Annotated in this window: 7 protein-coding genes; 1 reads left to right on the top strand and 6 read right to left on the bottom strand. The window is 38.6% G+C overall.

What is annotated here, in order from left to right:
* Positions 1-76 precede the first annotated feature (76 nt).
* Complete coding sequence (locus P7D84_RS13540) at positions 77-757, top strand: IS6-like element ISEnfa1 family transposase (protein WP_000191454.1); 681 nt, start codon at positions 77-79, stop codon at positions 755-757.
* 196 nt (positions 758-953) lie between these two features.
* Here P7D84_RS13540 and bcrD read toward each other — a convergent pair whose 3' ends face one another.
* The 6 genes from bcrD to P7D84_RS13895 form a co-directional block, all read right to left on the bottom strand.
* A complete protein-coding gene (gene bcrD, locus P7D84_RS13535) occupies positions 954-1,784 on the bottom strand; it encodes a bacitracin resistance undecaprenyl-diphosphatase BcrD (protein ID WP_000242080.1) in 831 nt (276 codons plus the stop codon).
* Positions 1,784-2,533: an ABC transporter permease gene (locus P7D84_RS13530; protein ID WP_000933358.1), complete on the bottom strand. Its 750-nt coding sequence runs from the start codon at positions 2,531-2,533 to the stop codon at positions 1,784-1,786. Before P7D84_RS13530 ends, bcrD begins: the two co-directional genes overlap by 1 nt.
* Positions 2,526-3,443, bottom strand: a complete 918-nt coding sequence (bcrA, locus tag P7D84_RS13525; protein ID WP_002346952.1) for a bacitracin ABC transporter ATP-binding protein BcrA — start codon at positions 3,441-3,443, stop codon at positions 2,526-2,528. Before bcrA ends, P7D84_RS13530 begins: the two co-directional genes overlap by 8 nt.
* A 182-nt stretch (positions 3,444-3,625) precedes the next feature.
* Positions 3,626-4,240, bottom strand: a complete 615-nt coding sequence (bcrR, locus tag P7D84_RS13520; RefSeq protein WP_000395511.1) for a bacitracin resistance transcriptional activator BcrR — start codon at positions 4,238-4,240, stop codon at positions 3,626-3,628.
* The gene (locus P7D84_RS13900) at positions 4,230-4,556 is read right to left on the bottom strand and encodes a DNA-binding protein (RefSeq protein WP_002387760.1); all 327 of its coding nucleotides are present in this window, start codon (positions 4,554-4,556) and stop codon (positions 4,230-4,232) included. Before P7D84_RS13900 ends, bcrR begins: the two co-directional genes overlap by 11 nt.
* A partial coding sequence (locus P7D84_RS13895) for a hypothetical protein (RefSeq protein WP_425279587.1) occupies positions 4,556-4,796 on the bottom strand: 241 nt, incomplete at its 5' end. The genes P7D84_RS13895 and P7D84_RS13900, both read right to left, overlap by 1 nt.

The following is a 4,796-nucleotide window of genomic DNA, read 5'->3' as shown; positions in this document are numbered from 1 at the left end:
TGGGTTCTGTTGCAAAGTTTCCGATAAGCTCATTTTGAGGTAAAATAATTGAAAAAGATAGCTTGGAGGAATGAAGATGACTCAGTTCAAAGGAAAACAATTTCAAAAAGACGTGATTATCGTAGCCGTCGGCTACTATCTTCGGTACAACCTGAGTTATCGTGAAGTGCAGGAAATTCTGTATGACCGAGGAATTCACGTTTGTCACACCACAATTTACCGTTGGGTGCAAGAATACGGAAAGATTCTTTATCAAATTTGGAAAAAGAAAAACAAACAGTCCTTTTATTCATGGAAAATGGACGAGACTTATATCAAAATTAAAGGAAAGTGGCATTATTTATATCGCGCTATCGATGTAGATGGCTTAACCTTAGATATCTGGTTACGGAAAAAGCGCGACACACAGGCTGCGTATGCTTTTCTAAAACGACTGAAGAACCAGTTTGGAGAACCAAAGGTTCTAGTAACGGATAAAGCACCCTCTATTAAGAGTGCCTTCAGAAAGCTTCAGAAAAATGGACTGTATATAACAACAGAACATCGAACAATCAAGTATCTGAATAATCTGATTGAACAAGACCATCGTCCAATTAAGCGAAGAAACAAATTTTACCAAAGTTTGCGAACAGCCTCAACCACGATTAAAGGCATGGAAGCGATTCGAGGAATTTATAAAAAAAGCCGAAAAGAAGGGTCTCTTTTTGGCTTTTCCGTCTGTACAGAAATCAAAGGACTATTAGGAATCCCTGCTTAAATAAGAATCATCTTGAAAAACTAATGACCTTTTTGAGACTTTGCAACAGAACCCATTGGTTTGTGTAAACGCAAAGAAACGGCGGCTCTGAAAATCAAAGCCACCGTTTCATAGGCGTGAAAATATGTCTGCTGTACGACGGCTTTTTTCTTTTGCCGTCGTGCGGCAGATTATTGCTTATGGAATTGTTTTTCTATCACATTACTGTTATAAGTACAACAAGTATACCAAGCACAATTCGATACCAACCAAACACCTTAAAATCATGTTTTTTGATAAAGTTCATTAGGAATTTAATTACTAAGACAGATACCGCAAATGCCACAGCCATACCGAGAACAAGAGCGAGCAGTTCTGCACTTGTAAAATCAAACCCGAATTTTAACAGCTTAAAAGCACTTGCTCCAAGCATAGTAGGTACTGCGAGGAAAAAAGTAAACTCTGCTGCTGCCACTCGTGAAACTCCTATGAGTAAAGCACCTATAATCGTTGCTCCCGACCGTGATGTGCCGGGTATAAGTGATAACACTTGAAATGCCCCTATCAAGATTGCTGTTTTATAGCTGATGTCAGAAAGTGCCATAGTAGTAGGAGTACGCTTTTTATTCCAATTTTCTATGAGAATGAATAACAAACCATAAAAGATTAACATGATTGAAATCACAATGGGGGTTTGGAGGTAAGCATCCAAATAATCATCAAATAAAATCCCCATAATACCTGACGGTATACAAGCCACTGCAACCTTGAACCACAACGAGAAAGTATCCTTTTTAACAAGTGGCTGCGATTTATCCTTTAGCTGAAATGGAAACATCTTGTTCCAAAACATTACAACCACTGCGAGTATAGCTCCAAGTTGAATAACAACAAAAAACATTTCTTTAAATGCTTCGCTCATATTAAGTGTGATAAATTTGTCCGCAAGAATCATATGTCCTGTGCTGCTGATAGGTAGCCACTCAGTAATACCCTCAACAATTCCAAGAAAAATAACTTTTAAAATTTCTATAAAATCAAGTACCATTATTTCAAATCCTCCTTTTTAAAATGATGAAAGGTCATAAGAAAACCAACTGCTGATACAAGAATAATAATAGATACAGACAGCAGTGTAGGATAGCCGGTACTCTGAAGTTTACCCTGCACCAAGAAATAGGTGGCTGTCCACGGATACAACGCTCCCCATTCTTGATTTGAAAGTGCGGCACTTCCCATGACAATCACGGCAGAGCCAATCATCGGGGCGACAAATCCTTTTGTTTTCATAGCAACAAACACAAAAGGAGAAACTGTTAAAAACATCAGGATACTGCCAAACAAAAACTTGGGGAGCCATACTATTGCCACTAGTAAGCTATATCCCTCCAATGTAAAGACAGCGTGATATAGCCCACAAGCGATAAATATACCTGCCCATGTTACAAGGGTGAGCATAACAATCCAAAGAAGCAGGGTGCAAAATTTTCCAATTAATAGTTTTGTCCTTGAAATGGGTATGGGCAATATGGTTTTGAGTGTGCTTTCTGTGTACTCTCTGCTAAACAAGTAAGCTGCAATTGCCACATATATCATAATGTTTACCAGCAGCATGATATACAGTACACTGTCGCTGTATATGTCAGACAAGGTAAAGATAATCTCCGGCTTATCAAAATGTGTTTGCAAGGCTTCTATTAACATCAAAAGTGGGGTAGATAATACCCCTGCCACACTAATTAGCACCATTTTTGAACGCTTTAGTTTTAATAATTCACAAGAAATAAGATTAAGCAATACCGCCACCTCCAATCAGTTTAGAAAAGTAGTCCTCTAAGTTTTCCTCACTATCATCTATCCTTGTCACGAGCAGTCCATTTCGTGCAAATTCTCGATTGATTTCTCCAACACTTTGGCTAAAGTCATAAATTCTCACCGTACCGTCCTGCACTGTAAAATCCGTCATGTGGTAGTGGCTTTCTAAAATCTTTCCAGCTATCTCACTGTCAGATAAATCAAATTGAATGTATTTTCGATTCCTTTTGTGAAGCTCGGATATATTCACTTCCTCTACTAAATGCCCCTCGTGCATAACGCCGATAATATCTGCTATCTGTTCAATCTCGCTTAAAACATGGCTTGAGATAAAAATGGTAATGCCATGATTGTGACTAAGTTCAGATAAAAATGAGCGTATTTCAACTATTCCAATGGGGTCAAGTCCGTTAATCGGTTCGTCAAGTATTAAAAGCTCCGGCTCGTGCATAATGGCGGCGGCAATACCAAGCCGTTGCTTCATTCCGAGGGAATAATCGGAAAAGACTTTTCTTTTCTCTTTATGCAGCCCCACAACTTCAAGAGCTTTTTCTACTCCACTTTTAGATACTCCCCCTCGCAGTTTAGCGAGAATTTGCAAATTCTCATACCCTGTTAAATTACTGTAAAATCCCGGTGTTTCGATAATAGAGCCTACTTTGCTATAAAGGGTATGGATATTTTCCTTATAGTTTGTGCCAAACAAGCGTACCGTTCCATCCGTTGGGAGAGCAAGCTGCAACATCATTTTCATTGCTGTGGTTTTGCCTGCTCCGTTTCTGCCGAGCAAACCATAAATTTTGCCCGTTGGCACATGAAGATTGACCTTATCGACAACGGTGGCTGTTCCGTATCGCTTCGTAAGATTTTCTGTTTCAATGATATAATCCATATTTGATTTTCCTTTCCGTTGGTTGCTGTTCTTGTTTTCACTGACCACAATTTTATTATCACAGGAGCTATATCAAAAGCCAAGAAACCTACCGTCACATCGCCTACATCTATCATGTCAACATGAAAAAAAGCCCCGACACTTATCGTGTCAGAGCCTATTTCAAGGGATTTATATCGTTTTTACTTTGTTCCGTTCTGCTTAATCCAAACAACTATTTTTGCGACAAACAGCAGAAACATAAGTGCTGTTATATATGGTTCTCTTGCTGCTGCTAAGAAACAGATAGCCAAAGCAGTGAGTCCAAGGGAGCATTTTGTAGCAATGCCGCCCCATGTTTCTTTATCTAAATGGGTAAGTATTATTTTAGCAATCCCTATTACAATCAAGGCGGCAAAAGCACTCCAGTAGACTGCAAGATTGAATGGTGTGGTGGCTGTAAATGATAGTAGATTGACCGCATAAACATAACCGCCAACAGAGTTTCCATATAACGGAAGAAATATAAACGCAACTGCCATCATATCCAATATTCCATAAATATAGTTGTAAATCTTTTTCAAGTTGGAACGATTTTCAGTTTCGGCAAGTGTAATCAGTTCTTCGCCCGATAGTAGTTCATCTATGGTCACAGAAAAGAATTTAGAAATACACTTGAGCGACTCAATGTTAGGGTAACCCTTGCCGCTTTCCCATTTTGAAATGGCTGTTCTTGATACATATAATTGCTCCGCAAGTTGTTCCTGCGTTAAGTTCTTTCCAGTCCTAAGCTGTTGTAGCTTTTCATTAAATTCCATGATTCTCCTCCTGTTTGTTCCTTGTTTTCATACGTCCATCAACGGGTTTTTCTGCATCTTTTGGTATCATCCATGCACGACCAAATTTTTCAGTTCCGTCAATGCGATTTTCCTCACATAATTTTTGTATCCGTCTTTCCGATATGCCCCATTTTTCAGAAGCGGCTTTCACAGAAATGTAATCCATAATATCAACTTCCTTTCGCAAAGAGTATATAATTATTATATACGGAATGACGAATAATAGCAATTTTCTCTCCACTAATACGAAATTATACACTACTAAACATAAAATCATACTTCGTTCAAATATCATCACCCGAAATGTACAATGATATAGGGTGATATTAAAATGTACCAAGATGAAAGAAAACTTGATTTTAAGCCGTTAGGTATAGCGATAAAAAAAGCTCGGGAAGCAAAAGGGTGGACACAGGAATATCTTGCCCAACTGGTAGACCTTACGCCACGCTCTATTATGGGTTCTGTTGCAAAGTTTCCGATAAGCTCATTTTGAGGTAAAATAATTGAAAAAGATAGCTTGGAGGAATGAAGA

The sequence above is a fragment of the Enterococcus dongliensis genome (assembly GCF_031927985.1).
GTDB lineage: Bacteria > Bacillota > Bacilli > Lactobacillales > Enterococcaceae > Enterococcus_A > Enterococcus_A dongliensis.
This window is presented reverse-complemented; position numbering and strand designations above follow the sequence as displayed.